We start from the raw sequence: 23,928 nt of genomic DNA, 5'->3' as shown, positions 1-23,928 counted from the left end.
GGGAGTTCTGGCCGGGCGATGGCCTGCTTCCTCCGCTCTTCCGCCAGGCACAAGGCAATCACTGGCGGTTGATCGCCCGTGAGATGCCGGCGGCGACGGTCGTGGCCAGGATCCACCCGGCAGCGGTCAGTGCGTAGGCGAGCCATTGCCCAGTGCCTCGTGGTGCGAAGGCGACGTCCTGTCCGAAGGCGGAGATCGGGACGAGCAGGTCGAGCGTGTAGACGACGGCGTTGAACGGCGGCGCCTTCTCCGCTTCGAGAGGTGCGGGAGGGTGGGCCGTGAAGAAGAGTGCGCCGCAGGCGAGCAGAGCGGTGAGCCAGAGGCTGGCGCGCAGTGGCCGGTAGCCGTAGCCGACGGTTGCGTCCTGGATGTAACCCCACACGCGGGTATGCAGGGGGAGCAGGGCACGGCGATGGCGTTGCTTGGCGAGGAGCACCGTGCGTGCTTCGTCCTCGTGCCCGAGCCGTCTGTAGGCGGCTGCGAGCTGCTCGTATGGCTGGGGAAGGAAGGTGTCGGTGCCGCGCCGGAGCCAGTCGAGCCGTTCGGCGGCCGACAGAGGGCTGGCGATGGCGTCGTAGGTGGTCTCGGCAAGTCGGAGGTCGGCGGGCCAGGTGCCGGGGGTGTCGTACAGGGTGCCCAGATGGGCGTTGGTCGCGTCGACGGTGCCGGCGATCGGCTGCTGGGTGCGCAGATCGGTCTCCCGGGCCTGGACCAGGCGCAGGGACAGGGCAGTGCCGCCGGGGTTCGCCAGCGTGGCATCGCGGAAGCTGAGCTGCGTGCCGATGGTGCTGCCGTCGAGTTTGACGCCGCCGTCGACGCGGAGCCCGTGGCCGAGGTCGAAATTGCGGGCGACGTTGACGTCGATGGCCTCCAGCGCAATGTCGCCGGCGTTGTCCAGCCGAGCCCCACAGAATCCGATCGCCGCCTCGACCGTGGCGCCGGAGAGGATGATCCGCCCTTCGGCGCTGAAGCCCGGGTGGAAGGTGAAGTCCTCGGTGATCTGGACGTGGTAGGCGTCCAGGGCGTGGCCGTCGGGGTTGCGCAGAGAGGCGCCCTCCAGGTCGAACTCGCCGGAGATGGCGGCGCCGGAGCAGCGGAATGTTCCCCGGACCGCCAGGTTGGTGCACAGCACGTCGCCGCCCGCTATGAGGCGGACAGCGGATATCGCCTCGGCACCGGGAGCGGTGATCACGGTGTCGCGGAGGTCGAGGTCGCTGTGGATCTGGGTGCGGGTGAGTACGAGGGGCCCGCTCAGGTGGCAGCGGGACAGGACCAGCCGGCCGTCGATCTGGGCTGTGTCGGCGGTGAGACCTGGCAGGGCGCATCGGGTCAGGGCCAGCTCGCGGATTCTCGCCCCCCGGAGCAGGGGCACTTCGTCGAAGCGACATTCGTCCAGCATGACCCGCACGGGAATTTCGGCGAACTGCAGATCCAGCCTTCCCGTGATGCGGGCGCCGGTCAGGCACACTGCCGGGCGGTCACCCGGGGCGGGATCGGTACCGGCACCCAGCAGCAGCGCCGCGATGACCTCAGCCCGCACCGCGGGTTCCGCCGATTCCGGGCTGTCGCGGACATCGACAGCGCGGCCCCGGGTGAAGGAGTTCCACAACTGGCGTTCACCAGCGTTGAGTTCGTCGAGACGCATGATCGACGATCATTCCGGTTCGGGCCCGCCCTCGACAAGCCCGATATGCCCCCGGCCCCGCGAACGAGGCAGCCATGAGCCCGTCGACATCCGCAAGCGTCCCTACACCGTGCAGGCGAGCACTCCGATACGCCAGCCGCAAGATTCCGGGTGTTGCCACAACTCAGGTTTTGGCACAGGTTCTGTGGTGCATCCACGCCCGCAATTGTTGCTCTTCGTATCGGCTCGCCTCGATCATCCCGAAATGCCTCATGGAGGCTGGTGCGGCAGCGTCACGTTCCGGCCGGTCGGATGGTCAGGGCCGGTTGTACCGCTCACAGCTGATGGGCTGCGCGTACTCATTGTCGAGGCAGACGATGACATACGTGGCGCCCCCGGGCACATCCGCACGGAGTTCGGTCTTGATCGGATACGTGGTGTTGCACTTGGTGCTGGTGCTCTTGGCGTCGAGCTGCTGGCCAGAGGCACCGTACGCGCCGAACCACGCCCTGCGGCAGCCGACGGCCCGGAGTGTTCCCTCGACGCCGACCGATCGGTTGTACCAGGTCAGGGTGCCGCGGGCATAGCTGCCCTGGCCGTCCTCAACGTTGAAAGAGCTGATCGGATAGGCGGTGGTTTGCGCGCTGGCGGCGGGAGCGCCCAGCAGGGTGCCCGCGGTCAGCACGACGGACCCGACGGCGGCGGCGGCGAGGTGAGTCTTCATGCGATCTCCAAGGGGTGAGCCGGTTGAGGCTTCACATCGTGGAGGGGTCGGCCACCTGTGGCCTAGCTCTTAAGCCACGGCTTAAAGGGTGCCGAGGGCGGCAGGCGCGGGTCGCGCGCCCCGTCTGACGCCGCGGTGCCCTCGGGCCTCACGGTTTCCGTCAGGGCGCCGGTCCGCAGCAGGGCCGGCTCGAGAGGGGTGATGCGGTGCAGCACGGACCCGCCTCGTCGGCTGGTGGTGACGAGGCCGGTGTTTGGCAGCACGGTCGCGTGCTGACTGGTTCGACCCGGCGCGCCGATGATTTTTCGTTCGCGGGTCCTGCGGCAGGCCGATGGCGACGCCCGCCGCGGATTCCCGCCCGCACCGTCCGGAGCCACAGGGACGCCAACCGGCTCGGCCGCACTGGCACCGTGCGGACCGTCTCTGCACCGGCACGGCGGCCGTCCGTACGGTCGGACTCACTGCGCGCGGTCGACCCTCCGCACCGCCACCGCCACCGCGGCCGTCAGGCGCTGGAGCGGACGACCAGGCGGGTCGGCAGGACCAGGGGAGTGGGGTCCAGGCCATTGACCACCGAGACGAGCATGCGCGCCATTTCCCACCCCAGGGCCTCTATGGGCTGATGGACGGTGGTGAGCGGCGGGTCGGCGAACTGCGCGACGGCCAGGTCGTCGAAGCCGACCACGCAGACATCGGTCGGGATCAGCCGGCCGGTCTCGCGCAGTGCGCGCAGCGCGCCCGCCGCCATGTTGTCGTTGGCGGCGAACACCCCGTCCACGTCAGGATGGTTCGTCAGCAGCGCGGCCATGGCGGCGGCTCCGCTGGCCTCGGTGAAGTCGCCCTCCTGCGGCGGGAGCGGTTCGAGACCCGCGGCCAGAACGGCATCCCGGTAGCCGCGGTACCGGGCGCGCCCGGCCTCGGTGTCCAGCCGTCCGCAGAGCGCGGCGACACGACGCCGACCCCGGGTGATCAGGTGCTCGGTCGCCTCGCGCGCCCCGCCGACGTTGTCGACGTCGACATACCACCGGGGAGTCGCGCCGACCGGGCGCCCGCCGAACACCACGGGCATCTGCGCTTCCGCGGTCAGGGGCAACAGCGGGTCGTCCTCACGCAGCGCCATCAGCATGACGCCGTCAGCGCCTCGGGATCGAAGCAGTTCCGCAACCCGTTTGCGACCCCGGTCGGAAGCGGCCAGACACAGCATCAGATGCAGGTCGGCCTCTTCGAGGGCGGCCGACGCCCCGACGATGACCTGGGCGAAGAAGGGATCGGCGAAGATCGACGGATCTTCTCCCGAGATCACCAGGGCGGCCGCTCCTGTCTGCCGGGTGGCCAGAGCGCGGGCGCTCGGGTTGGGGACGTATCCGAGTTGCCGGACGGCCCGTTCGACGGCCTCACGCTTGGCGCGGCTGACGTGCGGGGCGTTGTTGAGCGCGCGGGAGGCCACGGAACGGGAGACGCCGGCGCGTTCGGCCACCTCGTCGAGCGTCGGCTGCCGGCGCGGCGCATGTTCTGCCATGGATCGAGAGTCTTTCACAGGTGAGAAGGCCCCGGCGCCGATTCTGGGAGCGCTTCCAGTACCACTGGCACCTTGCCGTGCTGAGCCGGAGCTGCGCCAGCTATTGACACCTAAACAAGCCCGCCTCACGATTGGGACCGCTTCCAGTGGGAGCGCTCCCAACTCCCGTTCCCTGTAGATCCCCCTGCCAGGAAACCGAGGTCTTGTGATGAGCCGCAGACTCCGCACCCTGGCGGCAGCGCTCTTGGCACTGCCGCTGGCGCTCGCCGCCGCACCGTCCGCACATGCCGCCGACCCCACCTCCATGACGAGCGGGTTCTACGTGGACCCCAATTCCACGCCGAAGCAGTGGGTGGCCGCCAACCCCGGCGACGGCCGGGCCTCCGCGATCAACTCCGCCATCGCCAACACCCCGATGGCCCGCTGGTTCGGCTCCTGGAGCGGCACCATCGGCACCGCCACGGGGGCGTACGTCGGCGCGGCGGACCGGGCCGACAAGCTGCCCCTCCTCGTCGCCTACAACGTCTACAACCGCGACTACTGCGGCGGCCACTCCGCCGGGGGAGCCTCTTCGCCGTCCGCCTACGCGAGCTGGATCGCCCAGTTCGCCGGCGGGATCGCGGCCCGCCCGGCCGTCGTCATCCTGGAACCGGACTCCCTCGGGGACTACGGCTGCATGACCCAGGCCCAGATCGACGAACGTGAAGCCATGCTCAGCGGTGCCATCGCCGAGTTCAGCCGCCAGGCGCCCAACACCTGGGTCTACATGGACGCGGGCAACCCGGGCTGGACGAACGCGGCGACCATGGCTCGCCGCCTCCACGAAGCCGGTCTCCGCCAGGCCCACGGTTTCTCGCTCAACGTCTCCAACTACTTCACGACCGCCGAGAACACGGCCTTCGGCAACGCCGTGAATCGTGAACTCGGCGCCCGCTACGGCTACACCAAGCCCTTCGTCGTGGACACCAGCCGCAACGGCAACGGCTCCAACGGCCAGTGGTGCAACCCCTCCGGCCGCCGCATCGGCACACCCACCCGAACGGGCGGAGGCGCCGAGATGCTCCTGTGGATCAAGACCCCGGGGGAGTCCGACGGCAACTGCGGCGTCGGGGGCGGCTCCAGCGCCGGCCAGTTCCTTCCCGAGGTGGCCTACAAGATGATCTACGGCTACTGACGGATCGGGGTGGGCCGGTAGGGCCGCCACACGACCGCACCCTCGGCCGGCGCGCGTGGCGCGCGGCCGTAGGTGCGGCGCGCGGCCACCGCTCCGACGGCGGCCGCGCTGACAGATGTCGGCCTACTCCTCGGGGATCAGGCAGACTCCGCGGCGTGCGGTGGCCATTTCGATGAACGCCATGGCGGCCGGTGTCTTCTCCCACTCGACCAGGGTCAGCGACAGGATCACCTCGTCGCGATCCTGCGAGGTATCACGGGGCCTGCCGGCCGTGTGGGCAGCGACCATGGTCCCAGTGGCGCTCTGTCACCTGCCGGTGCAGATCCTGCAGGCCCTGCTGGTACACCTCGTTCGCTTTGCCGAGGAACTGCACCAGGCCCTCGCCGCGGCTGGCCGGTGCCGCCGCAGCGAGGTCGAGGATGCGCCGGGTCGTCGTCATCGTCATCGAGTATCCGTCCCAGTTGGGGGTGAGCGGCGGTGTGGTGGTCAGCTGCAGCCATTGCAACCGGTGGCACCGCGCACGCCTGCACCACCGCGGTCATCAATCTCCTGGCCGCCCGTGCGCCCGGTCTGCTGCGCGCTCTGCGCGAGGCAGAACCCGAGTTCGTTCGCTCGACGGCACCCTGGCCGAGCGCGACCGCCTCGGCGACGGCCGCGCCGACTACTCGGCCAAGCACCGCCGCCACGGGGTCGTCGTGCAGGTGGTCACCGATCCAAACGGCGGGGTGCTGTGGCTGTCGCCGGCCCTGCCGGGGCGCTGCCATGACCTGGCCGCGGCCCGTGCCCATCAGATCATCAGGATCTGCGAGCGCCAAGGGATCCCGATCCTGGCCGTCCGTGCCTACATCGGCGCCGGCGCGTGGGTGACCACACCGGCCGGACGGCCTCCCGGAGGTGAACTGTTGCTCACCCAACAGTCCATCAACCGGGCGCTGTCGAAGGCGCGGGCCCTGGTCGAGGGCGGCGTTGCCCGCTTGAAGCGCTGGCGGATCTTCCGACGAGCCGGTGCAGCCCGAATCGCATCGCCGTGAAGGCCATGGTCCTCACGGACACCGAGGGGCGCGTGATGTTCTGCAGCCCGGTCCGGCCAGGCAGCTGCGCCGATATCACCCAGGCCCGACCGCTCGGACTGGCCCACATGAGTGACATCGTCCAAGCCGTCGTCGGACTTCTCTCACACCACCCTCGGACGTGTCTTTCGAGCGTGAACACCGACAACGCCACACACCTCGACGCGCCACAGGCAACCATGCACGAGGTCGTTAGACGACCAGGCCGTGAGGCGGAAGGTCGCCGCTGAGCAGCGCGGAGCCCAACGGGGTCAACGTGTGGATGACCTGAGTGCCGACGCGCTGGCTGTGCGCGAGCCCCACATCTCTGAGGGCAGCGACGTGCTCGCTCGCCGAGGGTGCGGAGATGGCCAGGCGTCGGGTGAGTTCCCCGGTGGTTGCGGTGCTGTCCAGGGCGGCCAGCACGCGGGCGCGAGTCCGACCGATCAGAGCGGCCAGGGCCTCGGGCCGGCGGTCTCGCGTGACCGCCGGTGCCCAGGCCGGGGGATGGGCGACGGGGTAGGCCAGAACCTGCGGGAGGGCGGGGTCGGCCAGGGCGATCGGCATGCGCCAGCAGAAGTGCGAGGGGATGAGTCGCACGCCGCGGCCGTCGAGGTGCAGGTCCCGGTCCTTCGGGTAGCGCACGTGCAGCACGGGAGGACGCCAGACCATCAGGGGGCGGAAGGAGTCCAGCAGTCCGTGGACACCGCGGTCGCGCAGAATCCGCGTCCGCAAAACCCGGTCGGCCTCGGTGGTGCCGGCAGTCTCGGCCCAGTCCGGCATGATGATCGCGCGATGCACCAGCCGGAACGCCGTCGCGACCTCCTCTGTCCCGGTCGGGTCACCCTGGGCCAGGCCGTGGGCCCAGCGTGGCAGTGGGTAGGTGTCGGTCAGCCGGTGCAGTTCTTGGCGCAGCCGTGGCCGGGGGGTGGCGCGCAGTTCGTCGAGCGCCGCCTCCAGACCGCCGGCCGAGGCGTCGGGTGTCAGGAAGTCGGGCCAGTAGCCCGCCGATGCCGGGGCCAGGGCTGAAAGCATCCGGACCGGGTGCGTCAGGTGCTCCTCGACCAGCTTGGCACGGGCGGTGCGTCGCCAGCGGGCGAAGACGGGCAGGCCGCGCCGCGGGGCGGTTAACTGGTGCAGGCCCAGCAGGGTCTCCCAGACCGGATCCGGCTCGCGGGCCAGGTGGACACGGGCCAGGTCCCCGTCCGTGAAGTGGATGCGCAGCACCTTGTCTCCCCGTGTGGTCGCTTGTTGTCGGAAACGCCTGGACGTGAGCGTGGCGAGGGCCGCCGGTGCCGCCTGGCGCGCGGCCCGGTCACCGTGCCGGCCGCCCGCCCCCGTCACTCCGGAGGGACGCCGTCCCCGGCCCGGCGGTCCGGGCTCCCACCGGTGACCGGTCCTGTGCACGCACGCGAGGGGCGGCGACCGGGATCGAAACGACTGGGGGCGAGGAGAGCGTGGGCCGGAACAAAGCCGGCGGGCAGCACGTTCTCCACGCCAGACAGCGGGCATGTCCTCATCGCGCCTCCCCCGGTCCGGCCGCCCTGCCGGTGCCGGCGGTCAGTCCAGACGGCGGAGCGCCCGTTCACGGTCGCACGAAGAGTGTGCGTCTGTCAGGGAGGCGGGTGATGAGATTGTGGGCCCGATCGATGCAGCGGCCGCTATGGCCGCAGGTGGAGGATGTCTGCCGTGCCTGATCCGGCGGGAACAGCGGAACCGAGCTTCCATCAGCTACGACTCTTCCTGGTGCTGGGTGAGGAACTGCACTTCGGCAGGGCCGCCACGCGGTCGCACATGACCCAGCCGGCGCTGAGCCGCCAGATTCAGGATCTGGAGAAGCGGCTGGGCGTCCTGCTGTTCTCACGGGACAGTCGCACGGTGACCCTCACCGAGGCCGGCCGTGCTCTGACGGAGGAAGCGCGGACCACGGTGGAGGCGATGGCCCGACTGCGTGCCCACGCCGGTCAGTGGGCCCGCACCCTTGTCGGACATGTGGTGGTCGGGACGATCGGCGCGGAGCTGGCCATGCCCTACACCCACGCGATCCTTGAGCACCTGCGCGCCCGTCACCCCAGGCTCACGGTGGAGATACGCAGTCTCAACTTCGCCGAGCACCTGGCACAGTTGCTCGCCGGCGACGTTGATGTCGCTTTCCTACGGCCCCCGGTGCCCGCCGCCATCGAACTGCTGGAACTGGCCACCGAGTCGCGCGTCGCCTGCCTGGCCGCCACCGACCCGCTGGCGGAGTCGGCCGAGGTCTCCCTGGCCGACCTCGGTGACCGGGTCTTCCTGGACGTCCCCCCGGAAGTGCCCCGGGTGTGGTGGGACTTCTGGGCGGTGGACCCGCGCCCGGACGGCACGCGCGTGCGCTACGGCCCCGTCGTCACCGACATGGAAGGGCTGCTGCATGCGGTCGCCAGGGGGGAGGGGATGTGCTTCCTGCCCGCTGCGGCCAGGGAGCTCTTCCCCCGCCCCGGGGTGCGCTACCTGGATGTGGTGGATCTGTCCCCGTCGGTATCGGCCCTCGGCTGGCCGGTCCAGTACCGTGACCGCCCGGGCGTGTGGGCCGTGAGGGAGGCCGCGGCCGCCGCCATGGCCGACCCCAACTGGGGGTGCGTCCCGTCCCGCCTGGTGTCCCCTCCCAGGTCAGGCACGCGTGAGAGGCCTCGGAGGAGCAGGAGCTCGGGCCGTTCCTGATGAGAGCGGGAAGAGGGTCTCCCGAGTCGTCCCAGTACGTCATGACGGTGTGCTTGTGCGGCGGTACGCCCGTCAGTCAGGGGTGCGGCCAAGTCCAGCGAGGAACGCGGGAGTCGCGCCGGCCCAGCCGGGACCGCAGGCCGAAGTAGTCACTCACCCGGCCACGTCACCGGGGCCCGCACGGGTGCGTGCCGTGCGGGCACCGATACGACACGTGAGGGTCCTGGCCGGGGGCACGCTGTGGTTCGCCCGATGCGGTACGGTCCCGGTCGCGCCGCGCTGCCGGCTTGTCCGTATGACCCCACGTCGGCCGAGCGGGCATCCGCGGATTCGCCGCACGAGATCTCCGCGCTTGGCGTTGAGGCTATTCCGCCGGCCCGGGCCTGGCCGTGCCCATGCCCGTCATCTGAACGGACTGTTTTCTTCCATTAGTTCTTGACCTGGTTTTTTCGGTCTCACACGAAATCCCTTTCCCCGTCCCGACCGTGAAGACAGGATCGAGGGGTGCTTCCTGCCAGACCGAAAGCACCGCCAGAGGAAACCAGAACGGGAAGGTCATGTGCGCATGAGAGGGAGAACTGCCCGGGCAGGAGGCATATGGCCCCGTGCGGCCGCCCGCGTGTATCGCGATGGCAGCACGGAGAACGGGGCTTCCCGTACGCCACATGGCCCTCGCAGCGACCATCCCCGGCGCACGGGCGGCCGGGCGGAGGCCACGGCAGGCGCGGTGGTTGCCGTTCTGCTGCTGTCCGCCGCGTGCACGGCCACGGACCGGCAGGAGAACCACGGCGCCGATTCCCATCGGAGCACGGGCGGTGTGGCTCAGGAAAGCGGCCTCGCGCCCAAAGAGGAAACCACCCGCGAGGAGTTACGGACACTGCACGACGCGGAGCAATTGCTGATCCAGGCGTGCATGGAGCGTCATGACTTCAGGACGTGGCCCACCCCCTATGAAAATCCAGTGGCCGACGCCGCCGAATTCCCCTACGTGGTCACCGATCCAGAGTGGGCGGGCCGGCACGGATACGGAGGCGACATCCAGCAGCGCGTCGGTGAGTTGATGCGGTCGGACCCCAACCGGCGCTACTTCGACAGCCTCTCTCCTGAGCGCCGGACAGCGGCGGTCACCGCCCTCAGTGGGCCGCGGCCCGTCGGGCTCGTCGCGAAGCTGGCGGGAGGCAGCGTGGTGCGCAGGAGCAGTGCGGGGTGTGTGTCCGAGGCCGAACGCGATCTCTACGGCGATCTGCGCACCTGGTACACGGTCAAGAAGATCACGGACAACCTGCACGGCCTCCGCGTGAAGCGGGTCATGGCGGACGAGGAGTACGAGCGGTCCGTGAAGGACTGGTCGGCCTGCATGCGGAAGAAAGGCTACCCCTACGCCGGTCCCGGCGAGGCCCGCGCTTCAGCGCTGGAGGCGGCGGCAGGCGGAGAAGGGCGGAGTGACGAGATCCGTACCGCCGTCGCCGAGGCACGGTGCGCCGCCGACTCCGGCCTGACCGGCACGGCACGGCGACTGGACGAGCGATACGAGCGGTCCATCAGCCGGCAGTACCGCAAAGAGATTTCTACGCGCTGCGCGCTGGAGGCCGCGGCCCTTCCCCGCGCCACCGAGGTCCTCTCCGACCACTGAAACCGTCGGCGCGCCGGCCCGTCGGTGCGCCGGCCCGTCCAACAACCGATCATCACTTCAAGGAGATTCACCATGAGAAAGCTGCGCACAGCCCTGCTCGCCACGGCGACCGTGGGCTTGCTGTTCTCGGGAGCATCGGCCACTGGGGCAGCCCCGGGCACCGACCGCACCTCACCGAAGGCGGCCGTCTCCGCCTGGGCGAATGCCTCCGCGCAGAAGGCCAGCTCACGACCTGCCGACGGCCGGGTCTGGGTGTGGGAGCATGCGGGATTCTCCGGCAACGGATGCGGCATGCTCTACAACGTGCAGGACTACCGCAACATCAGCGGCTGCAGCAACATGGACAACATCGTCTCGTCGGTGTGGAACAGCGGCTACGTGGGGACCTTCGACGACGTACGGCTGCACGACGGCTACGCCTACGGCGGAGTGCGCATGTGCATCGGCGTGGGCGACGAGTGGGGGAACCTCGACCTGGGTTACGAGAGGTTCAGCGACAACACGAAGGCCAACGACCGGATCAGCTCCCACATCTGGGCCAGCAGCTGCCCGTAGCCCGGCGATCCGGCACAGGCGAGGGGCCGGTTCGGCGGCGGCCCCTCGCCGCACCCGCATTCCGCAGAACGGACCTGGCGGCGGCCACCGCTTCTGCGGTCGGCCTCGGATGGCAGCGGCAGGCCCAGCGGGCGGCGTTGGTGGGGCTCTCCGCAGCTTCTTCCTGCGCGCCCGCACTGGCGCCGACCGCCATCCGCCAGGTCCAGTACCGCAGCGACCTCATCAACGGATGCCTCGCCGAAACCGGACTCTCCTTGACGACACCACGGTGACAACGTCAGTAGTCCGACGGTGCGCTACGGTCTCGACGGGCACGAGCACGGCGCCGCCGTCGATGAGCAGGGCAGCTCCTTGATGACCGTGTCGAAGCGCGCTCATGAGGTGGTCGGGGTCGGTGAAGGCGGTGTCGACCTGGCTGCTGCGCCACAGCAGGGGCCAGATGCCCTCGACGGGCTGAGGTCCGGTGCGTAGGCCGGCAGCAAGTAGCAGGTGCTCCAGTCGTGGGTGTCAATGAACTCCCGCAGTCGGCGGTCCCTGTGAACCTCGAGGTTGTCCCACAGGAGCACGATGGGTGCGCCGAGTTGCTGGTGCGCGGTGGAGAGCAGGTCGCGGTAGTCGGGCCAGGTGAAACTGCGTCTGTCGCCGTGTTTGTGATCGACGTGCCGCTTGGGCCGGTAGATCAGCCGTGAGCGTTCGCCTTGCTTGTAGCAGGCCAGAGCCGCGATGGAGAAGCGGCGCTGGGAGGATCCGCGGACCCGGATGACGGGTGTGCGTCCGCGCCTTGCCGAGCACGCGCCAGTCCTTGAGGTGGGCGAAGTCGCGCTCCACCGGTGCCCGGACCGCTGCCAGTGCGGTGTTCGACAGCTCCTGGCCGCGGGTCAGGGGCCGGTTCCGGGCGGCCTTGTAGCCGGTGATCACCGCCGGGTCGGCGTCGGGACGATGATCGACGCCGTGATCGAGACGGCCATGGCGGAACTCACGCCCCTGCCCGGGGGTGCGTACCGGGCCACCCGCCGGGCCCAGAGCGGCCACTACAGCCGTCACCGCCAGTCCCCGCCGCCATCGGCCAAGCCGCGCCTTCCGTGCGGCCGCAGCCACGCGCCCTGTCGACCCAAGAGCGGGCCACCGTGCAGTCGCCGCTCCACACCGGCGACTTCGCCGACACCGCCCCGGCATCGGGATACCACCAGCTGCTTGACCAAGGCGTGTGCGTGGTCGGCGTGTCCACCATGTACCGCATCCTGCGCGAGCACGACGAGGTCCGTGAGCGTCGCCGCCCCGCCGTCCACCCAGCGCACACCCAACCGGAACTGCCGGCCACCCGCCGTCCCGCGTCTCGTGGGTGACCAGGACGAGGCCGCCACCATCCGGGTTCTCCGCATGCACGGGCGGGCTCGGTCTTGTACCGAGCCCGCCGTTCCAACTCCACCTGTCCTGGTAGAGGAACTGCAGGTTGCAGGGGTCGATGGTCTTGTCTGGTCGGGGTTGGTGCGAACCGCATCGCCGTGGCTGATGTCCCTGGTCCAGGCCGTCGCGCCGCTGTTGGCACTGCCGGCGAAGGGGCTGGTCACGGTGTTGGCCTGCGGTGACGGTGTCCAGGTGCCGTTGAGGCTGGTGGCCGTGAACGCGCGGAAGTAGCGACCGTACCCGGTGTAGTTCTGGGCCTCGACGATCATGAGGTACTGGTTCTGGCCCTTGACCTTGTAGACCTCCGGCGCCTCGAACAGGTCGAGCGACGACTCGCTCATGATCTTCGTGTACGAACCGAAGGTGCCCGGGAAGTTGCCGATGGGCATGCTGGCGCGGTAGATGCCGCCCTCGTCGTCGGCGAAGAACATGTACATGTCCGTGTCATCGCCGATGAGGGTCACGTCGAGGGGGCCCCTCTTGCGGGTCTTGCCGTCGGGATCCACAACGTCCGGGAGGGTGGTCGTGAAGAGATCCTGCTGCGGGCCCCAGCCGTTGGGGTTGGTGGGGTCGGTCGAGGTGCGGTAGGAGAAGGTGTAGGGCCAACCCCCGTTGTAGGCGAGCACCCAGAGGTTCTTCGGGGCGAAGTAGAACAGCGTCGGCGCGATGCCGTCGAAGGGGATCGTGGTCTGGGTGGCGGTGGCCATGTCGGACCAGTTCGTGAAGGGGCTGAAGGTCATCAATCCCCAGCGCCCATCGATACCGGCGAGGTTGTTGTGCGACGTGGCGTAGACGACGTGCTTGCCGTTGTAGACGACGTTGGTAAAGTCCTTGAGCGCTGACCACCCCGCCTTCGGCTGCGCCAGCGGGCCGGTCGAGTTCCACCGGTAGGTCGACGGAAGAGCACACGCGTTGCTCGCCTCGGACAGACCGGTCCACTTCTGGTTGGCGCCGCCGGTGCACGACCAGAGCTGCGCCACCGTGCCGTTGGCCGAACCCCAGCCCGCGGCTTCCAGGCACAGTCCGGACCGCACGCCGACGATCGTGCCGTCGGAGTTCACCCGCCACTGCTGGTTGTCACTGCCGGTGCACGACCAGATCTGCACCGCGGTCCCGTTCGTGGTACCGCCGCCCCGGGCATCCAGGCACTTGTTGCCGTACACGGTCAGCTGGTTGCTGTCCGTCGACGTCCACTGCTGGTTGACTCCACCGTGGCAGTCCCAGATCTGGACGTTCGCGCCGTCGGTCTGGCTGAAGCCCGACACGTCGAGACACTTGCCGGAAGCAACACCGCGCACGTCGCTGGTGGTGGCCGCCTGGGCCGGGCCGGCGACGAGCAACGCCACCAACGCGGCCAGGGCCGCAACCACGGCAGTGAGCACCGCAGGTGGACGTCTGCGGCTGAAAACACGTGTGTGCATATCGTCAGCCTTGAGCAAGCGACTCCGGTTCGGCCCGTCAGGGGCTGTCCGGAGGCGGTGTGGTGCGGCCCTACAGTGTTCGACATAACGAACACGGGTCGAAGTGTCGAGCAACTGGATAATAGGGTTCCAGTGATCAGCGTCAATGCCTCTCGCAAACTCGCGGGCAGAACGTTCGCAGGCAGAAACCAGGCGGCTTCAAGTTCCGTGGCTGTACGGGTCTTTGACGTGAGGGGCAGGTAGCGGTGCGGGCACGGGCTTGGTGATCATTACGGACCCCGGCCAGGGCGCTCGCCGGAGCCTCTGGTTCGGCTCGGTGCCCGACCCGCGCTCGCGGCGGGGCCGGTGGCACTCACGGACGCCGGTCCGGTCGCCGTGTGCCTGCGGTGGTCGTCTGCGGTGCGGGGAGCGTTGAGAACGCGCAGGAGGAGTGTAAGTCTTCGAAGCGCTTCGATATTGCAGCGAGGATAAGAGGCTACCTGTAGGGCCACAAGGCTCGCGTCAATTTTCACTGGGAACATTGAAGAGTTGGGCGTTGACGGGGTCTTCTGCGGGTCTGTGCGAGCTTGGGTGAACGCCTTGACGTCTGGGTCGAGGCGACGGAACATCGAAGCGCTTCGAATCCCGACCTATCTGCTCCCGCACCACCTCCTGCTCGGCCTCCAGGTCTTCTTCCTGCTTCGCATCCTGCTTGTCCTCCTCAAGGGATCTGAGTACGTGACCGAAAGCTCGCCGCCTCTCTTCCGCGACCTCACCGCCGCCCTGGACCAGCGCGTCGACGACCTCCCCTCCTGCCTCACACTCGACGAACGCATCGCATTCCTGCACCAGTTCACCCCCGCGGTGGACCGTCTCGGTGTCGCCGCCTTCCGCACCGGGCAGAAGGCCCTGCACGGTGTGGCCTGGATGGGGCCCGGCGACGGTCTTCCCGCAGGCGGTCGGCCTCGGCGCGACCTGGAACGACGGCCTCCTCCGCCGGGTCGGCGACGCCGTCCCCCAAGGGACGCGGGCGATGCGCGCACGGGACGACCGGGTGGGACTCAACGTGTGGGCGCCGAGGGTCAGTCTGCTGCGGCACCCGCTGCGGGGCAGGAACGAGGAGGGCTATGTCGAGGACCCGCACCTGACAGCGGCGATCGCGGGCGTACACCCGCGGCCTACGCGGCGACGACCCGGCGTACTGGATGGCGGCCCCCGTCCTCAAGCGCCGGCCGGCCCACAACAACGAGACGGACAGGTCGACTTCGTCCTCCTCGGTACGGCCGAGGGTCCTCCACGAGTACGACATGCGCGCCTTCCGCCGCCCCGTCGAGGCCGGCGCGTGGCCGGGGTGATGCCCGCGTACAACCTCCTCAACGGGCGGCCGAATGTCTCGCCGTACCTGCGGGAACACCTTCGGACCTGGACGGACCAGGAAACCGCAGCCTCTGGGCAGACGTGGCCCCCCGCTCGACATAGACATCCACGGCAACCCATCCGCGACGTCAGATACGACAACATCCGCGTCGAGGACATCCGCCAGGACGTCACGTTCGAGAACCTCGTCGTCAACGGGCGGGTCATGCGCGACAGCGGGCAGGCTGGCCTCGGACGGCGTGCCCATGTTCGCCAATGAGCATGTTCACCAACGCCGCTTCCTCACCACCGAGGAGGCCGCGCCTCTGCCGCCGCCAGCGCCCGGCCCGGCGTCTTCCTCAGGCGACGCGGGAGCCGACCGCCCACCTTTGACACCGGCAACGAGCGGGTCGGTCGCGTCCACCAGTTCCTCGACAGCTGTCTAGAAGGCTCCGTACGGGGAGGTGCGCAGCTGCCCTTCACCCCGGCCTCTTGACGGCCTCCCCTCCAGGTCCGCCCAACTCTCTTACCGATACAGAATGTCCCGAGCCTCTTGGAGCACCCATGTCCACCGTTACCGCCATCATCGACCTCGACATCGAGGGCCCGACGATCAGCCGACATCTCTACGGTCACTTCGCCGAGCACCTCGGCCGCTGCATCTACGGCGGCTTCTGGGTCGGGGAGGACTCGACGATCCCGAACGAGGGCGGTATCCGCCTTGACGTCGTCCAGGCGCTGCGTGCCCTGAACATCCCCAACCTCCGCTGGCCCGGTGGCTGTTTCGCCGACGAGTACCACTGGAAGGACGGCATCGGCCCCCGCGACCGGCGCCCCCGGATGGTCAACACCCACTGGGGCGACGTCGAAGAGAACAACCACTTCGGCACCCACGAGTTCATGGCGCTGTGTGAACTCCTGGGCACCGAGCCCTACATCAGCGGCAACGTCGGCTCCGGCACCGTGCAGGAGATGAGCGAGTGGGTCGAGTATCTGACCCGCGACGGCGACAGCCCCATGGCCAGGCTGCGCAGGGCCAACGGCCGCGACCAGCCGTGGCACGTGAAGTTCTGGGGCATCGGCAACGAGACGTGGGGCTGCGGCGGCAACATGCGCGCCGAGTACTCCGCAGATCTGGCCCGGCAGTACGCCACGTACTGCCGCGACCACGGCGACAACAAGCTGTACCGCATCGCCTCAGGCGCGGCCGGCGACGACTACAAGTGGACGCGCACCCTGATGGAGCAGATCAACTGCTTCGGCTGCGTGGCCACACCGCGCACGTTCTTCCAGGCCATATCCGTGCACCACTACACGATGACCGGCACCTGGGAGTCGAAGGGCAGCGCCACCGGCTTCGACACCGAGGGCTACTACCGCACTATGGTCTCGGCACAACAGATCGACCGTATCCTCACCGGTCACTCCACCGTCATGGACATCTACGACCCAGGCCGGAAGGTCGGCCTGGTCCTGGACGAGTGGGGCACCTGGTGGGACGTGGAACCGGGTACCAACCCGGGCTTCCTGTTCCAGCAGAACACCATGCGCGACGCACTGGTGGCCAGCACCCACTTCGACATCTTCCACAAGCACGCGGCACGCCTGTACATGGCGAACATCGCGCAGACCGTCAACGTCCTACAGGCCATGATCCTCACCGACGGCGACGCGTTGGTCCTCACCCCCACCTACCACGTCTTCGAGATGAACAAGAACCACCAGGACGCCACCTCACTCGCCGTGCACCTGCGCACCGAGGATGCCCGGCGCCAGGTGGGGGATGCCGAACTCGACACGCTGTCCGCCTCGGCCAGCATCAAGGACGGTGCGGTGCTGATCTCAGTGTCCAATCTGGACGCCGAGGAACCGGCCGAGGTGACGCTCGACCTGCGCGGAGGAGCGGTCGGCGAGCCGACCGCTCGCCTGCTGACCGCGGACAGACTCCAGGTCCACAACTCCCCGGACTCGCCCGAGGCAGTGGTCCCGCGCCCGTTCGACGGCGTGAAGCCAACAGGTCAGGGGCTCGTTCTGACACTGCCTCCCCACTCGTTCGTCACCGTCCAGGCCCCCGTGGCCCGCGCGGACTGAGGAGCCGTCTCGACTACCTCCCCCTCCTGAAGGCGGGGGATTGCAGCGGTCGCCCGCTGGGGTTCAGGTGGGCGCGGGCGGCGGGGTGGCGCAGGTCGAGGTGGTAGCGGCCGTTCGCGTTGACGCGGGCGCCGTGGCGGCGGAAGAACGCCTCGTCGGGCAGGGCGGTGGCGACCGGGCTTTCCAATCCCACCACTTCCGGTTCCAGCCACAGTCCCGGCACCATGCCGCGCTCCCGTATCCGATCCACGACCTCCCCCAGGCCGCCCTCGCCGGGAAAGCGGGAGGGGGCGGGCTCCCAGGCGCCGACGGTGGTCCACCAGCCGCCGTCCCCGTCGTCGTACCAGCCGGCGTCGATGACGAAATACTCGGCGCCCGCCTCGGCGGCGGCGTCGATGTGCGGCAGCAGGCGGGCTGTGGTCGGGTCGCCCATCAGGCAGTTCATGTAGTCGTTGAAGATGACGGGAAGGTGCTGGTGCTCGGGGTGCGGGCGGCGGATCGCCCGCCGGTATCGGGTGAGCGCGGCGAACGCCCCGTCGATGCCGCCGGGCTCGGTGAGGGCGAGGGCCACGGGTACGGTTGTGAAACTCGCCCCCGGCTCAAGACGGTGCGACCAGCCGTGCCGGACGTTGGTGGGACCGGACAGGGACAGGAATCCCGTGTCCATGTTCTCCCCGCACTCCCACTGCCAGCCGCCGCCGTTGGTCTCCAGCTGCCACAGCCACAGGGAGCGGCACGCGGTCGAGTGTGGGATCAACCGGCTGAAGCGCCACCGCGCGGTTGCGACGAGGTACGACAAGCTCGCCGTCCGCTACCACGCGACGGTGCTGGTTGCAGCCATCAACGAGTGGCTATGACCAGCACGGTCGCCCCTAACCGTTGATATCCAAGGCCGTCCCGTACAGCCGCTCCACCCTCAACCGAATGACAATCCTGCGCTCGGCGACCAGCTGTTTGAGGAACGCGTCTTCGTCCTCCGGCTTCGCGGCCGTCGGGATCATCGCGAGCAGTTCCCGCCCGACCGCGTCGCCGGGAACCGTCGTGATCTCGGAAGCCTCCGCCGCGCCCTCGGCGACGGCGAACGACCATACGTCGCCACCCTGCACATGCAGCGCCGCGCGCGGGTTGCGCTGCAGGTGCTTGACCTTGATGCGGTCGGCCGTGGTGGACAGCCTCACGATGCGGGCCTCGGGGTCCCAGCTGTAGAGCATGGTGGTCAGGTGCGGATGGCCACTTTGCTTGACAGTGGCGAGGGTCCCGAACTGCTGCCTGGCGAGTAGAGCGGAGAGGGCTTCGTTGGACAGGGAGCGAGGCGCTGGTCCTTGAGTCATGCTGTGATCAACTTCCGTAACGTCCCCGGCATTCCACGGCCCTCTTGTGCCCTACCATCCACTTTCGCAACAGGCCCTAGCTCCAGCGTCGACGTGGTGCCAGGACGCCGCTTCACCATGTTCACCCCACCCCCAGGGCGCCCGATCTTTCGGTCCCGGGCGGGCGCCTGATCGGTGGGTCGGCGTCGGTCGGCGGCCCGTTCGCCTGCCGTACCTCTGGCGCGGTTCCACCCTGCGCACCCCGTGTCCCGTTCTCCTTGACCGACCCGGCCCAGGCCGCGACGGTGCGGGAGGCGGTGAGGGCGGCAGGGTCAGGGCGGGGGTCAGCGGCGCAGGGTGAGGGGCAGCGCCTCCAAGCCGCGCAGCATCATCGTGTTGCGCCAGCGCAGGTCGCGCTCCTGGCAGGCCAGGGTCATTCCGGGGAAGCGGGCGAGGAGCGCGGTGAGCGCGATCTCGGTCTCCAGCTTGCCGAGCAGGGCCCCGAGGCAGCGGTGGATGCCACCGCCGAAGGCGAGATGGCCGGCGTCCCGGCGGTCGAGGATGAGACGGTCGGGGTCCTTGAAGCGCGCCGGGTCGCGGTTGGCCGCGCCGAGGGACAGCAGCACGAACTCGTCCTGCGGGATCTCCACCCCGCCGACGTCCACCGGCTCGGTGGTGAAGCGGGTGGTGGCCATACAGACGGGGGAGTCGTAGCGCAGGAACTCCTCGACGGCCCTGGGCATCCGGGTGAGATCGGCGCGCAGCCAGGCGGCCTGGCCGGGATCGCGCAGCAGCGCGAGGCAGGAGGTGCCCAACAGGTTCACGGTGGTCTCATGCCCGCCGATCAGCAGCAGGGCGACCATGCCCACGATCTCGTCGTCCGTCAGCTCCCCGCGCTCGCGGGCCGTCAGCAGTTCGGTGAGCAGGTCGGCGGGACGCTCGTTGCGGCGGATACGCCGGTCGGCGATGGCCAGGACGTACGAGCCCATCTCCTGGACGGCTCGCTGGAACGCCGCGTGGTCGCCCTCCTGGGTGACGATGGTGGTCGACCACTTCCGGTAGAGGTCGCGGTCCTCGGGCGGGAAGCCGAGCAGTTCGCAGACGACGAGGATGGGCAGCGGGAAGGCGAAGTCACGTATCAGGTCCACCGTGGCGGTGGTGTGGCGCGCGGCTGCCGCGTCCAGCCCGTCGAGGAGTTCGAGGGTGATGCGCTCGACCATCGGCCGCATCGCCTCGACCCGCTTGCGGCTGAACGCCGCCTGGACCACGCGGCGCAGGCGGGTGTGGTCGGGCGGATCGCTGCTGAGCATATGGGTGATCTCAGCGCCCAGGTCGACGCCCTCGACCCGGCTGTCGGCCAGGGCCTGGGCGCGCCGCACATCCTGCGCGAAGCGGCGGTCGAAGAGCGCGGCCCGGACATCGGCGTAGCGCGGGATGATCCACAGCCGCAGGCCGCCGTCGCTGTGCAGCACGGAGACCGGGGCCGATTGCCGCATCCTGGCCAGGGTCGGGTACGGGTCGCTGAGGAACGTCGGCGGGTTCTGGCGCGGTCGCGTCGTCTCGGGCTTGTCCGGCCGGGGACTGTTCGTCCGGGGCGCTGCCGTCGCTGCCGTAGCTGTGGTCATCTTGTTTTCCTGTCCTCACCGGTACGGCCGGCGCCGCGGCGGGGTGCCGGGCGTGGCACCCCGCTACGACGCTGCTTGGGCTCACTGCAGAGGCGACTTCTTCTCCGTGTTCTTCTTCGTGCGGGTGGTGCAGGCCCGCGCCGGGCCGTTCGGCCGGACCGAGACCGCCTTGTCCAGGGTGGCCGTGGTGTCCGGATGAATGATGAGCCCGCGCTCCCGCTCGGTGGCGCTGATGGGGTCGACGCGCAGTCCGTGACGCTTCATGGGGTTGACCTTTCTTCGGTTTCTTCGGTGTGGTGGACGGGGTGGTGCGAGCCGGTCCGCCCGCTGTTGCGGCGGTCGGCGGTTCTGGGGGAGGCGCGCAGCGTGTCGTCGGCGTAGCGCACCATGGCGGCCCAGGCGGCGGCGTATCCGGCTGGGTCACGGCCCACGTCGTGCCCGCCGCCGAGCCACCGGACGCGATGCGGTACGCCGCGGCGCCGCAGCGCGGCGAGATAGCGCTCGATCTGTTCCGGAGGGCACTTCTCGTCGTCCGCCGAGGCGGCGAGGAAGAGCGGGCCGCGTACGCGGCCCACATAGGTCATCGGGCAGGCCGCGCGATAGCGGTGCGGCACCTGTTCGGGGGTGCCGCCGAAGAGGCGGTCGTCGACCTCCCGCAGCGCCGGCGTCGTCGCCCGGTACGCCGCCGTGTAGTCGGCCACCGGGGCGACGGCCAGCCCCACGTCCCACAGCCGGGGCTGGACGCCCATCGCCAGCAGCGTCAGATAGCCGCCCCAGGAGTAGCCGCACAGGCCAGTACGGCCCGGCTGTGAGACTCCCGCGTCGATGAGGTGGCCGCGCACCGCGGCGAGGTCTTCGAGCTGGGCGAGGCCGACCCGGTGGCCGAAGTCGTCCCGCCAGCGGGGGCCGTAGCCCGTCGAGCCGCGGTAGTTGGTGCGCACCACGGCGAATCCGGCCCGGACCAGGTCCTCGGTCCGCCCGTCATAGGCGTCCCGGTCATGGGTGTGGGGCCCGCCGTGGACGAGGAAGACCGTCGGCCAGGGGCGGTGGCCCGCCCTGCGGCCGGGCGGGGTGGCCACAAAGCTGTGGATCTGCCCGTACGGCCGACGTGTCCACAGCTCGCGGCGCCTGGATCCGGTCGTTCCGCCGGGCGCCGTGCCGCGTGACGCCGTCGTGGAGCGGCCGGGGTGGCCGGAGTGGTCGGAGTGGTCGGAGTGGTCGGGACGTGCCGGGGGTTCCGGGTGCTCCGCACTTTCCGAGCTTTCCGGGTTCTCCGGGTGGCGGATCAGTGGCCGGGGCGGTTCGCCGTCGCGGCTCCACAGGCAGTGGACCGTGCGGTCGGGTGCGCAGGAGAAGTCGATGATCGTGCCCTCGGGCGTGGGAAGCACCGTCGTCGTACCGCGGTCGAGGTCGGCGCGGAGCAGGCGGCTGCGTCCCGCCCGGTCCTGCTGGACCAGCGCCGTGCGGCCGGGCCCGTACCAGCAGGCGGTGATCTCCGTATCGAAGTCGAGGGCGGAGCCGGGACCGTGCGTACGGATCCCCTCGCCCTGCCGCCAGAAGGCCAGGGTGTAGCGGCCCGCGCGCTCGAGGACGAGCAGCAGTTCCGGACGTGCGGTGGTGAGGTCCGGGCGGAAGCCCAGTGCCCACGCCGCGCCGCCGTCGCCGTCCCCCGCTGCGCCGGGGATGGCGTCCACGAGGGCGCCGGAGGCCGGTGACCACAGCCGGACCGCGGCCGGTCCGTCCGGGCACCCCGCGGTGGCCAGCAGCCGGCCGCCGGGGGCCAGGCCCACCACTGCCGCATAGCCGGGCTCCTCGGCCACCAGGCGGGCGCGCTCGCCCGGTCGGCCGAGGTAGTACCGCGAGCGGTCCGCGACCCCGACGCCGACGGCGGCGAGGCCGCTGCGGGGGTCGAAGGCCAGGCCGTGCATCCGCCCGGCGGGTACGCCGTCGAGCGCCGGGCGCGGGTGCCCGCCCTCGAACGGCCCCCGCAGCCAGCGGCCTTGACCGCCGGGAGCGGCGTCGAACCACCACAGGCCGTGGCCGTCCGGCTCGATGGCGGCGGTCTCCACACCCAGCGGTGCGGTGGTCGCCTGGCGTCGCTGACCCGTCGTCAGATCCCAGGCCACGATCTGCGGGAGACCGTCCACATACCGGGTCTCGACCGCTCGCCGTCCGTCGCGGGCGGCGAAGGACGGGACGTGCACCGCCGTTCCGATACCGCTGCTCATCGCCGTCCCTCCCTTCGTTGGTGTCCGCTTGTGCCGCCGGCGCCTTGGCTGTGGTGGGCTCCGACGGCCATCACACTGCCGGACGATCGGGCCGCGTGGCAGGGAAGAAAGCGCAGCGGCACCGGCAGTGAGCTCCTGCCTGTCCTTCCCTGGCACCGGGCGGTGGGCGGGCGACAGGGTGCGGGGGCGACCACATGGTCCGGACCCACCGAGGAGAAAGGGGCGATGCGATGACGATCGCGGCGACCCGGCCCGGCGCAGCCCCCGTCCCACCCGGCGGAGCGCCCAACGGCACAGCGGGTGGCAGGGCGAGCCGTGCGCTGACGGCGGTCTATGTCGCGGGCGCGGTGACGGCCTTGGGCACCCAGATGACCATGCTCGCGCTGCCCTGGCTGGTGCTGGAGACCACCGGCTCGGCTACGCGGGCGGGAGTGGTCTTCGCGGCCCAGGTGCTGCCCATGGCGCTGCTCGGCTTCGCGGGCGGGGAGGTCATCCAGCGCCTGGGCGCCCGCCGGACCATGGTCGTCTCCGATCTCGCCCGCGCTCCGGTGGTGGCGCTGATCCCGCTGCTGCAGACCCTGGGCGCGCTCAATCTGGCCGTCCTCGTGGCGATCGTCGTGGCGCTCGGGGCGCTGGCCGTTCCGTACCACGCGGCACAGCGGGTGCTGGCGATGGAACTGCTGAGCCCGCACGTCCGCTCTCTGGCCCGCGCCAACAGCGCGCTGGCAGGCGTGCAGAACGGCTCGGCGTTCGTCGGACCGGCGCTCGCGGGCGCGCTGATCCCGCTGGTGGGGACCACATCGGTGGTGTGGCTGGACGCGGCCTCGTTCGCCTTCTCCGGGTTGCTGCTGCTGTGCCGCGTCCCGGCCGGGGGTGGCGGGGCCAAAGGGCCCACGGCCGGGCCCCGTGGCCTGTGGGCGGGGGTGCGGCATCTGCGCGACGACTGGTTCCTGAGCCGGGCGATGCTGTCCACCGTGGTGTTCGGGCTGATGCTGCGAACCCTGATAATCACCATGCCGGTGCTGGCGTTCACCCGGTTCGAGGGGGACGCCAGGGTCGGCGGCCTGCTGATCGCCGCCCATGGCGCCGGTGGCCTGGTGGGCTCGGTGGCCGCCTATGTGCTGGCGGCACGGGTCGCCCCCGTACGACTCGCCAGTACGGCCCTGGTCTGCGTCGCTCTGCCCCTGTGGGCGCTCCTGGTGCCCGTGCCGGCCAGCGTGCTCGTCGTCGCCGTCGGCCTGTCATCGGCCGCCGGGCCCCTGGCGAACGCGCCGCTGATGGGCCTGCTCTCCGCCCGGCTGCCGGACGGCTTCGGGCCCAAGGTGCTGCAGGCCGTGGTCACGATCAGCACCCTGGCCGGGCCGCTGGGCTTCCTGGTCGCGGGCGCCGTGCTGGACCGGGCCGGTGTCGCGGCGACCCTGTGGGGCGTCGCCGCGCTCGCGACGTTCGGCAGCGGCAATCTGATCCTGGCCCTGCGCCGCCTCCAGGCCACCGAGAACCCGGACTGACCTGGTCTTCCGAGTAGACCCCGGTGGA

At 70.1% G+C, this 23,928-nt stretch carries 16 protein-coding genes and 6 pseudogenes; 9 read left to right on the top strand and 13 right to left on the bottom strand.

Going from position 1 to position 23,928, the window contains the following annotated elements; all coding sequences use genetic code 11:
- Positions 1 to 58 precede the first annotated feature (58 nt).
- The 3 genes from ACZ56U_RS23160 to ACZ56U_RS23150 form a co-directional block, all read right to left on the bottom strand.
- Positions 59 to 1,645, bottom strand: coding sequence for an oxidoreductase (locus ACZ56U_RS23160; protein ID WP_469085891.1), 1,587 nt, complete (start codon positions 1,643 to 1,645; stop codon positions 59 to 61).
- A gap of 295 nt (positions 1,646 to 1,940) precedes the next feature.
- Positions 1,941 to 2,348, bottom strand: a complete 408-nt coding sequence (locus tag ACZ56U_RS23155) for a hypothetical protein (protein ID WP_469085890.1) — start codon at positions 2,346 to 2,348, stop codon at positions 1,941 to 1,943.
- A gap of 505 nt (positions 2,349 to 2,853) precedes the next feature.
- Complete coding sequence (locus ACZ56U_RS23150; RefSeq protein ID WP_469085889.1) at positions 2,854 to 3,867, bottom strand: LacI family DNA-binding transcriptional regulator; 1,014 nt, start codon at positions 3,865 to 3,867, stop codon at positions 2,854 to 2,856.
- A gap of 208 nt (positions 3,868 to 4,075) precedes the next feature.
- Here ACZ56U_RS23150 and ACZ56U_RS23145 point away from each other — a divergent pair, with 208 nt between their 5' ends.
- Positions 4,076 to 5,041: a glycoside hydrolase family 6 protein gene (locus tag ACZ56U_RS23145; protein WP_469085888.1), complete on the top strand. Its 966-nt coding sequence runs from the start codon at positions 4,076 to 4,078 to the stop codon at positions 5,039 to 5,041.
- A gap of 253 nt (positions 5,042 to 5,294) precedes the next feature.
- Here the strand turns inward: ACZ56U_RS23145 and ACZ56U_RS23140 are convergent, their stop codons facing one another.
- Positions 5,295 to 5,486: a hypothetical protein gene (locus ACZ56U_RS23140; protein WP_469085887.1), complete on the bottom strand. Its 192-nt coding sequence runs from the start codon at positions 5,484 to 5,486 to the stop codon at positions 5,295 to 5,297.
- Between the two features lie 47 nt (positions 5,487 to 5,533).
- Here ACZ56U_RS23140 and ACZ56U_RS23135 point away from each other — a divergent pair.
- A pseudogene (locus tag ACZ56U_RS23135) lies at positions 5,534 to 6,101 on the top strand (transposase family protein); the annotation flags it as partial.
- Between the two features lie 202 nt (positions 6,102 to 6,303).
- Here the strand turns inward: ACZ56U_RS23135 and ACZ56U_RS23130 are convergent.
- Positions 6,304 to 7,317: an ArsR/SmtB family transcription factor gene (locus ACZ56U_RS23130; protein ID WP_469085886.1), complete on the bottom strand. Its 1,014-nt coding sequence runs from the start codon at positions 7,315 to 7,317 to the stop codon at positions 6,304 to 6,306.
- A 453-nt stretch (positions 7,318 to 7,770) separates the two neighbouring features.
- Here ACZ56U_RS23130 and ACZ56U_RS23125 point away from each other — a divergent pair, with 453 nt between their 5' ends.
- The 3 genes from ACZ56U_RS23125 to ACZ56U_RS23115 all read left to right on the top strand — a co-directional run bounded on the left by ACZ56U_RS23125 (position 7,771) and on the right by ACZ56U_RS23115 (position 10,975).
- Entirely contained in the window at positions 7,771 to 8,787 is a 1,017-nt protein-coding gene (locus ACZ56U_RS23125; RefSeq protein WP_469085885.1) for a LysR family transcriptional regulator, read from the top strand.
- Between the two features lie 817 nt (positions 8,788 to 9,604).
- Positions 9,605 to 10,420: a hypothetical protein gene (locus tag ACZ56U_RS23120; RefSeq protein ID WP_469085884.1), complete on the top strand. Its 816-nt coding sequence runs from the start codon at positions 9,605 to 9,607 to the stop codon at positions 10,418 to 10,420.
- Between the two features lie 72 nt (positions 10,421 to 10,492).
- Positions 10,493 to 10,975, top strand: coding sequence for a hypothetical protein (locus ACZ56U_RS23115; protein ID WP_469085883.1), 483 nt, complete (start codon positions 10,493 to 10,495; stop codon positions 10,973 to 10,975).
- Positions 10,976 to 11,197: 222 nt separating this feature from the next.
- Here the strand turns inward: ACZ56U_RS23115 and ACZ56U_RS23110 are convergent.
- The 3 genes and pseudogenes from ACZ56U_RS23110 to ACZ56U_RS23100 all read right to left on the bottom strand — a co-directional run.
- Positions 11,198 to 11,760: pseudogene (locus tag ACZ56U_RS23110) on the bottom strand (transposase); the annotation flags it as partial.
- Between the two features lie 643 nt (positions 11,761 to 12,403).
- Positions 12,404 to 13,803 (bottom strand): annotated as a pseudogene (locus ACZ56U_RS23105) (non-reducing end alpha-L-arabinofuranosidase family hydrolase); the annotation flags it as partial.
- A 501-nt stretch (positions 13,804 to 14,304) separates the two neighbouring features.
- Positions 14,305 to 14,697 carry a hypothetical protein gene (locus ACZ56U_RS23100; protein ID WP_469086135.1) on the bottom strand — a complete coding sequence of 131 codons (393 nt, stop codon included), beginning with the start codon at positions 14,695 to 14,697 and terminating at the stop codon, positions 14,305 to 14,307.
- Between ACZ56U_RS23100 and ACZ56U_RS23095 the strand changes: the two are divergent.
- Positions 14,617 to 15,253 (top strand): annotated as a pseudogene (locus ACZ56U_RS23095) (glycoside hydrolase family 3 N-terminal domain-containing protein); the annotation flags it as partial. The gene ACZ56U_RS23100 and the pseudogene ACZ56U_RS23095 sit on opposite strands and share 81 nt — an antisense overlap.
- 449 nt (positions 15,254 to 15,702) lie before the next feature.
- On the top strand, positions 15,703 to 17,229 hold the full coding sequence (locus ACZ56U_RS23090; RefSeq protein ID WP_469085882.1) for an alpha-N-arabinofuranosidase: 1,527 nt from the start codon (positions 15,703 to 15,705) through the stop codon (positions 17,227 to 17,229).
- Positions 17,230 to 17,290: 61 nt separating this feature from the next.
- Here ACZ56U_RS23090 and ACZ56U_RS23085 read toward each other — a convergent pair.
- Positions 17,291 to 17,953, bottom strand: a pseudogene (locus tag ACZ56U_RS23085) (alpha-galactosidase); the annotation flags it as partial.
- Between ACZ56U_RS23085 and ACZ56U_RS23080 the strand changes: the two are divergent.
- A pseudogene (locus ACZ56U_RS23080) lies at positions 17,952 to 18,086 on the top strand (IS5 family transposase); the annotation flags it as partial. The pseudogenes ACZ56U_RS23085 and ACZ56U_RS23080 overlap by 2 nt on opposite strands.
- A gap of 15 nt (positions 18,087 to 18,101) precedes the next feature.
- On the opposite strand, the gene ACZ56U_RS23075 reads toward ACZ56U_RS23080, so the two are convergent.
- From ACZ56U_RS23075 to ACZ56U_RS23060, 4 genes are all read right to left on the bottom strand, one after another.
- Positions 18,102 to 18,560: a TIGR03618 family F420-dependent PPOX class oxidoreductase gene (locus tag ACZ56U_RS23075; protein WP_469085881.1), complete on the bottom strand. Its 459-nt coding sequence runs from the start codon at positions 18,558 to 18,560 to the stop codon at positions 18,102 to 18,104.
- 323 nt (positions 18,561 to 18,883) lie between these two features.
- Positions 18,884 to 20,164, bottom strand: a complete 1,281-nt coding sequence (locus ACZ56U_RS23070) for a cytochrome P450 family protein (RefSeq protein WP_469085880.1) — start codon at positions 20,162 to 20,164, stop codon at positions 18,884 to 18,886.
- A gap of 81 nt (positions 20,165 to 20,245) precedes the next feature.
- Positions 20,246 to 20,428 carry a hypothetical protein gene (locus ACZ56U_RS23065; protein ID WP_469085879.1) on the bottom strand — a complete coding sequence of 61 codons (183 nt, stop codon included), beginning with the start codon at positions 20,426 to 20,428 and terminating at the stop codon, positions 20,246 to 20,248.
- Positions 20,425 to 22,392, bottom strand: a complete 1,968-nt coding sequence (locus ACZ56U_RS23060; RefSeq protein ID WP_469085878.1) for an alpha/beta hydrolase family protein — start codon at positions 22,390 to 22,392, stop codon at positions 20,425 to 20,427. The genes ACZ56U_RS23065 and ACZ56U_RS23060 overlap by 4 nt, the downstream gene beginning before the upstream one ends.
- A 230-nt stretch (positions 22,393 to 22,622) precedes the next feature.
- On the opposite strand from ACZ56U_RS23060, the gene ACZ56U_RS23055 reads away from it, so the two are divergent.
- Complete coding sequence (locus tag ACZ56U_RS23055) at positions 22,623 to 23,900, top strand: MFS transporter (protein WP_469085877.1); 1,278 nt, start codon at positions 22,623 to 22,625, stop codon at positions 23,898 to 23,900.
- Positions 23,901 to 23,928: the final 28 nt, after the last annotated feature.

Source organism: Streptomyces sp. NPDC034103 (genome assembly GCF_055575395.1).
The sequence above is the reverse complement of the archived record's forward strand: the minus strand, read 5'-3'. Positions and strand labels throughout refer to the sequence as shown.

What these genes read in the sequence shown, in the direction of transcription:
- ACZ56U_RS23155 (WP_469085890.1), bottom strand. Translation starts at nt 2,348, where the DNA reads ATGAAGACTCACCTCGCCGCCGCCGCCGTCGGGTCCGTCGTGCTGACC.
- ACZ56U_RS23065 (WP_469085879.1), bottom strand. Translation starts at nt 20,428, where the DNA reads ATGAAGCGTCACGGACTGCGCGTCGACCCCATCAGCGCCACCGAGCGG.
- ACZ56U_RS23070 (WP_469085880.1), bottom strand. Translation starts at nt 20,164, where the DNA reads ATGACCACAGCTACGGCAGCGACGGCAGCGCCCCGGACGAACAGTCCC.
- ACZ56U_RS23150 (WP_469085889.1), bottom strand. Translation starts at nt 3,867, where the DNA reads ATGGCAGAACATGCGCCGCGCCGGCAGCCGACGCTCGACGAGGTGGCC.
- ACZ56U_RS23160 (WP_469085891.1), bottom strand. Translation starts at nt 1,645, where the DNA reads ATGCGTCTCGACGAACTCAACGCTGGTGAACGCCAGTTGTGGAACTCC.
- ACZ56U_RS23140 (WP_469085887.1), bottom strand. Translation starts at nt 5,486, where the DNA reads ATGACGATGACGACGACCCGGCGCATCCTCGACCTCGCTGCGGCGGCA.
- ACZ56U_RS23055 (WP_469085877.1), top strand. Translation starts at nt 22,623, where the DNA reads ATGACGATCGCGGCGACCCGGCCCGGCGCAGCCCCCGTCCCACCCGGC.
- ACZ56U_RS23060 (WP_469085878.1), bottom strand. Translation starts at nt 22,392, where the DNA reads ATGAGCAGCGGTATCGGAACGGCGGTGCACGTCCCGTCCTTCGCCGCC.
- ACZ56U_RS23090 (WP_469085882.1), top strand. Translation starts at nt 15,703, where the DNA reads ATGTCCACCGTTACCGCCATCATCGACCTCGACATCGAGGGCCCGACG.
- ACZ56U_RS23125 (WP_469085885.1), top strand. Translation starts at nt 7,771, where the DNA reads ATGTCTGCCGTGCCTGATCCGGCGGGAACAGCGGAACCGAGCTTCCAT.
- ACZ56U_RS23145 (WP_469085888.1), top strand. Translation starts at nt 4,076, where the DNA reads ATGAGCCGCAGACTCCGCACCCTGGCGGCAGCGCTCTTGGCACTGCCG.
- ACZ56U_RS23075 (WP_469085881.1), bottom strand. Translation starts at nt 18,560, where the DNA reads ATGACTCAAGGACCAGCGCCTCGCTCCCTGTCCAACGAAGCCCTCTCC.
- ACZ56U_RS23115 (WP_469085883.1), top strand. Translation starts at nt 10,493, where the DNA reads ATGAGAAAGCTGCGCACAGCCCTGCTCGCCACGGCGACCGTGGGCTTG.